Raw genomic sequence first — 6,000 nt, forward strand, 5'->3', positions numbered from 1 at the left:
GTGCTCCCACTCGTAGGAGGCAAAAGACCTGCAGGAACCACGGTCGCTGACGGGCCGTTCGACCGACTCGCGGCAAGTATCCGGCGCCCGAAATCCTTCCAGTCGCCGTTAACGACTGAGGGCCCCGTACAGTGAGATGCTGGCCCTGCTGAGCATCCATCCGGACGGGCTGAGCGCTGAGAAATTGTGCAGCCTGCTGTTCGGGGAGGTTTCAGCAATGACCCTTCGGTCGGAGATGGTCCGGTTGAGGAAAGTCCTTCAGCTCTTCAACCCTGCAGCTGTACCGGAATCCCGGCCCTACAGACTGACCATAGACGTACTGCCGGACGCTGGCCAGGTTCTCGGCTGCCTCCAGCGCGGGGCGCACCGGGTCGCTTTGGAAATCTATCGCGGTCCAGTGCTTCCTGACTCCGAGGCTCCGGGCGTTGTGGAGCTTGGGGATCGTGTTTCCCCACTCCTGCGGGAGGCACTCCTCGCGGACGGCAGCTCGGAAGCCCTGCTGCAGTACGCCGACCTGCCCGGAGGCGAAAGATGACCTTGGTGTTCGCAGAGCGGCGTTGAGGCTGCTGCCGCCGCGTTCGCCCAAGAGGGCTGCGGTGGTCACTGATATCGAGCGTCTGGAATCCGAACTTGGAACACGCCGGCGCAAGTGAGTTGACTCACAGGGCTGCAACCTGACTGCAACCCTGCCGCGCCTATTCTGAAGGCACGGCCATCGTCCCGCTCATCGCGGGAGCCAGCGACGATTTTCTTCGCACGGCAAACCACGACACGGCCCCGCTCACGTTCCAAGCCCGCGGCACGGAACGGCGGCGGGCTATCCACGCCCGACACATCTGCCAGTCCCACCATGCCTACCCGGCCGGTGCGGCGTTCGGCGGCTACAAGTCCTCCGGCATCGGATGTGAAATCCACTCCTGATGCCGGGCCACCATCAGGAGGCCAGGGAATACCTTGTGGCCAGCAGCCACTCGGAAGACAAGCCGGCTTCTTCCGGCCCGTCTCCAAAATTTCATTCCCCGCACTATTTGCTCCACGCACAAACGACGCAAGGAATATCGACAATGACGACGATGCAAGCAGCAGTAGTAACCGAATTCGGCAAGGATCTCCAGATCCAGACCCTTCCCATTCCGACGCCGGGCCGCGGCCAGGCGCTTGTCAAGGTCATCACCACCGGCGTCTGCCACACCGACCTCCACGCGGCCGAGGGTGACTGGCCCGTCAAGCCGTCACCGCCGTTCATTCCCGGCCACGAAGGCGTGGGCGAAGTGGTTGCCCTGGGCGAAGGTGTCACGGACCTTACCGTCGGAGATCTCGTGGGCAATGCCTGGCTCTGGTCCGCCTGCGGTGACTGCCAGTACTGCCGGACGGGCTGGGAAACGTTGTGCGAGGCGCAGCAGAATGCCGGCTACAGCGTTGACGGTTCCTTCGGCGAGTACATGCTGGTAGACACCCGCTTCGCCGCCCGCATCCCGGCCGGCTCCGATCCGGTGGAGATCGCCCCGGTGCTGTGCGCAGGCGTGACCGTGTACAAGGGCCTGAAGATGACCGAGGCCCGGCCCGGACAATGGGTCACGATTTCGGGCATCGGCGGACTCGGGCACATTGCCGTGCAGTACGCGGTGGCCATGGGCCTGCGCGTCGCCGCCGTGGACATCGCCGACGACAAACTCGCCCTGGCGAAGAAGCACGGCGCGGAGCTGACCGTCAACGCCCTGCATGAGGACCCGGTCGAAGTCATCCAGCGTGAAACCGGGGGCTGCCACGGCGTGCTGGTCACGGCCGTGCACCCCTCGGCGTTCGGCCAGGCGATCGGCATGGCCCGCCGGGGCGGGACGATTGTGTTCAACGGCCTGCCGCCGGGCGACTTCCCGGCACCGATCTTCGAGATTGTGCTCAAGGGCCTGACCGTCCGCGGCTCGATCGTGGGAACCCGGCAGGATCTGGAGGAAGCACTCGAGTTCTACGCCGAGGGCAAGATCCACCCCACCGTCTCCACCCGGGAACTCGCCGAGGTCAACGCCGTTCTTGACGAGATGAAGCACGCCAAGATCGACGGCCGCGTGGTCATCAAGTACTGACCAATCTCAGGCGCCGGCGCCGGCGGGGTCACGGAGATACCTTCGGGCCCCCGCCGCCGCTGGTGGCTGGCCCCGCGTCGGAAGAGGAACAACGGGGCGCCGATGCCAGCAGGGAAAGCGTCCGGAGCAATTCATTTGCCACGGACGTCCTACGGCTGAAAAGCCGTGCAACACCGTACCGGATCAGCCAACCCAACCTGCACGCCGCAGGAAAGGGCGGGCCCGGGCACAACCAAGGAGACAAAGATGACTGCAGCATTTGAGCCCACCCATCAGACGCCCGGAGAGCAGGCCGCCGCCCTGGAGCTCGAGTGGGCCGCCAACCCGCGCTGGGAAGGTGTGACCAGGGACTACAAGGCAACGGACGTCATCCGCCTCCGCGGCCGGGTCTCCGAAGAACACACCCTGGCCCGCCGCGGTTCCGAGAAGCTCTGGAAGCAGCTCACCGACGAGCACAAGACCGGCGGGTACACCAACGCTTTGGGCGCCCTGACCGGAAACCAGGCCGTGCAGCAGGTCAAGGCCGGCCTCCGTGCCATCTACCTCTCCGGCTGGCAGGTTGCCGCCGACGCCAACAACTCCGGCCACACCTACCCGGACCAGTCCCTCTACCCGGCCAACTCGGTTCCGACTGTGGTCCGCCGCATCAACAACGCCCTGCTCCGCGCCGACCAGATTGAATTCTCCGAAGGCATCCAGACCGTTGAGGACTGGATGGTCCCGATCGTTGCCGACGCCGAGGCCGGCTTCGGTGGCCCGCTGAACGCCTACGAGCTCATGAAATCCATGATCCAGGCCGGCGCGTCGGGCGTGCACTGGGAAGACCAGCTCGCCTCGGAGAAGAAGTGCGGCCACCTCGGCGGCAAGGTCCTCATCCCCACCCAGCAGCACGTCCGCACACTGAACGCCGCCCGCCTGGCGGCCGACGTCGCCGGCACCCCCTCGGTGGTCATCGCCCGCACCGACGCCGAGGCAGCCACCCTGATCACCTCCGACGTCGATCCCCGCGACCAGGAATTCGTCACCGGCGAACGCACCCCGGAAGGCTTCTACAAGGTCCGCAACGGCATCGAACCCTGCATCGCCCGCGCCAAGGCCTACGCCCCGTACTCTGACCTCATCTGGATGGAGACGGGCACCCCGGACCTGGAGCTGGCCCGCAAGTTCGCCGAGGCCGTCAAGGCTGACTTCCCGGACCAGATGCTCTCCTACAACTGCTCGCCGTCGTTCAACTGGCGCAAGCACCTCGACGACGACACCATCGCCAAATTCCAGCGTGAACTCGGCGCCATGGGCTTCACGTTCCAGTTCATCACCCTGGCCGGCTTCCACGCCCTGAACTACTCGATGTTCGACCTCGCCCACGGCTACGCCCGCGACGGCATGAGCGCCTACGTCGAACTTCAGGAAAAGGAATTCGCCTCCGAATCCCGCGGCTACACCGCCACCAAACACCAGCGCGAAGTCGGCACCGGCTACTTCGACGCCATCGCAACCGCGCTCAACCCGAACGCATCCACACTGGCCCTGAACGGTTCCACCGAAGCAGATCAGTTCCACTAATCCCCAGGCCGGTCGCCGGAAGGCCCGACGGCGGCCGGCACCCATGGTGCCAAGGCCCCCGGGGGCTGGGAAAGGTGATCCGGAAGCGTGCGTAAAAGGGGCTCTGTCCCCGCCCTGCCGAGCTCTGCGAGGCCCGAGGCGGGGATGGGGAATAGCACGCGGAGGTTTGCCTTTTTCGGCCCCAAACCGCGCCCACCGTCGAACACTTATCCGAGGAGAGATTGAGATGAACAGCTTCACTGACAACTTCACGATCAACGGCGTCACGTTGACTGCCCGGCCCATCCAGCGCCAGGGCGAGGTCCTCACTCCGGATGCGCTGGCCTTCGTGGCCCGGCTGCACGAGGCAGCGGCGCCCCGTCTTCAGGAGCTGATGCAGGCCCGCCGTGACCGGCGCACCGAGATCCGCCAGGGCCGGGACCCGCGTTTCCTCCCCCAAACCGCGTGGATCCGCAACGATCCCGAGTGGCGCGTCGCACCCCCGGCCCCCGGCCTGGAAGACCGCCGCGTCGAAATTACCAGCCCCGTGGACAAGAAGATGACCATCAATGCCCTGAACTCCGGCGCCAAGGTCTGGCTCGCGGACATGGAGGACTCCTCCACCCCGTCCTGGCGCAACGTCATCCAGGGCCAGCTGAACCTCACCGACGCCCTCGAACGCCGGATCGACTTCACCTCCCCCGAAGGCAAGGACTACAAACTCAGTCCCGCCGAGGACCTGCCCACCATCGTGGTCCGCCCCCGCGGCTGGCACCTGCCCGAGAAGCACATGCTCATCAATGCGACACCCGTTGCCGGCGGCATCGTGGACTTCGGGCTGTACTTCTTCCACAACGCCCGCCGCCTCCTGGCCCAGGGCAAAGGCCCGTACTTCTACCTGCCCAAGATCGAAAACCGGCTCGAAGCACGGCTCTGGAACGACATCTTCATCCTTGCCCAGGACCTCCTGGGCATCCCGCAGGGCACCATCCGCGCCACCGTGCTGATCGAGACCATCACCGCCTCCTTCGAGATGGAAGAAATCCTCTTCGAACTCCGAGACCACGCCTCGGGCCTTAACGCCGGCCGCTGGGACTACATCTTCTCCCTCATCAAGAACTTCCGCACCCGCGGCCCCCGCTTCGTCCTGCCGGACCGCAGCCAGATCACCATGACCCAACCGTTCATGCACGCCTACACCGAACAGCTCGTGCGCGCCTGCCACAAGCGCGGCGCCATGGCCATCGGCGGGATGGCCGCCGCCGTCCCCAACCGCAAGGACGAAGCCGCCAACACCAACGCGTTCGAGAAGGTGCGTGCGGACAAGACCCGCGAGGCCAACGACGGCTTCGACGGCTCCTGGGTGGCCCACCCGGACCTCGTGCCGGTCTGCCGCGAAGTGTTCGATGCCACCCTCGGCGAACGTCCCAACCAGCTGGACCGCCTCCGCGAGGACGTCACCCCCGACGACCGGGCATTGTTGGACATCGCCGCCACCACCGGGACCATCACCGAACAGGGCATCCGGAACAACATCGAAGTGGGCATCCGCTACATCGAATCCTGGCTCCGCGGCAACGGCGCCGTCGCCATCCACAACCTGATGGAGGACGCCGCCACCGCGGAGATCTCCCGCTCGCAACTGTGGCAGTGGATCTACTCCCACGCCATCACCGACCACGGCGAAATCATCACCCACGACTGGGTGGAAAACATGCTCGACGAGGAATACACGAAACTCGAACGCTTCGAAGGCGACCGCTTCGCCGACGCCCGCGACATCTTTGAAGAAGTCACCCTCGGCCCAGGCTTCCCTGCCTTCCTTACAGTTCCGGCGTACGCCCGGTACGTCGACGGATCCCGGGAACCGGAGACCCTGGCCGTCTGAAACGTCCGTCCGCCGGTCGGCGACGCCTTCGCAACAGGCACCCCGAGAGACGGGCCGCGGCCCGGCGGGCGGAAACTCAGCTCCATCGCCCACGCCCCCGCATGGATTTGTGTGGGGCGGGTCCGCCGGGTCCGGACCACCCTTCTTTTGTGGGTAAAGAGCACATTTCCAACGCAGCACATAGCAGAGAAAGCAAAGAGGTTTACTTATGTCCAACGCCCCCACAGCGACATCCTCCGACCAGGCAAAGCAGGGCGACGCCTTTGAAAACCTGCTGCACGAAAACCGCACTTTCGCCCCCAGCCCCGAATTCGCTGCCGACGCCGTAGTCACCGCCGCCGATTACGCAGAGGCCGACGCCGACCGCCCGGCTTTCTGGGCGAAGCAGGCCCGCGAGCTGCTCACCTGGAGCAAGGACTTCGACCAGGCGCTGGACTGGTCCAACCCGCCGTTCGCCAAATGGTTCGTGGGCGGCGAGGTCAACGC

General features: G+C 65.5%; 4 protein-coding genes and 1 pseudogene. All 5 read left to right on the forward strand.

Annotation, left to right across the window (positions count from 1 at the left end; all coding sequences use genetic code 11):
• Positions 1-115: 115 nt before the first annotated feature.
• Positions 116-653: pseudogene (locus ACVWY0_RS19615) on the forward strand (transcriptional regulator); the annotation flags it as partial.
• Positions 654-1,073: 420 nt separating this feature from the next.
• Positions 1,074-2,084: an alcohol dehydrogenase AdhP gene (gene adhP / locus ACVWY0_RS19620; RefSeq protein ID WP_485838169.1), complete on the forward strand. Its 1,011-nt coding sequence runs from the start codon at positions 1,074-1,076 to the stop codon at positions 2,082-2,084.
• A gap of 246 nt (positions 2,085-2,330) precedes the next feature.
• Positions 2,331-3,647, forward strand: coding sequence for an isocitrate lyase (gene aceA / locus ACVWY0_RS19625; protein ID WP_485838165.1), 1,317 nt, complete (start codon positions 2,331-2,333; stop codon positions 3,645-3,647).
• A gap of 226 nt (positions 3,648-3,873) precedes the next feature.
• The gene (aceB, locus tag ACVWY0_RS19630) at positions 3,874-5,514 is read left to right on the forward strand and encodes a malate synthase A (RefSeq protein WP_485838166.1); all 1,641 of its coding nucleotides are present in this window, start codon (positions 3,874-3,876) and stop codon (positions 5,512-5,514) included.
• 208 nt (positions 5,515-5,722) lie between these two features.
• The coding region (locus ACVWY0_RS19635) for an acetyl-coenzyme A synthetase N-terminal domain-containing protein (protein ID WP_485838167.1) at positions 5,723-6,000 on the forward strand (278 nt) is incomplete at its 3' end.

The organism is Arthrobacter sp. UYNi723 (assembly GCF_054057635.1).

Coding starts and splice junctions, on each gene's coding strand:
- adhP (WP_485838169.1), top strand. CDS start 1,074: ATGCAAGCAGCAGTAGTAACCGAATTCGGCAAGGATCTCCAGATCCAG.
- aceA (WP_485838165.1), top strand. CDS start 2,331: ATGACTGCAGCATTTGAGCCCACCCATCAGACGCCCGGAGAGCAGGCC.
- aceB (WP_485838166.1), top strand. CDS start 3,874: ATGAACAGCTTCACTGACAACTTCACGATCAACGGCGTCACGTTGACT.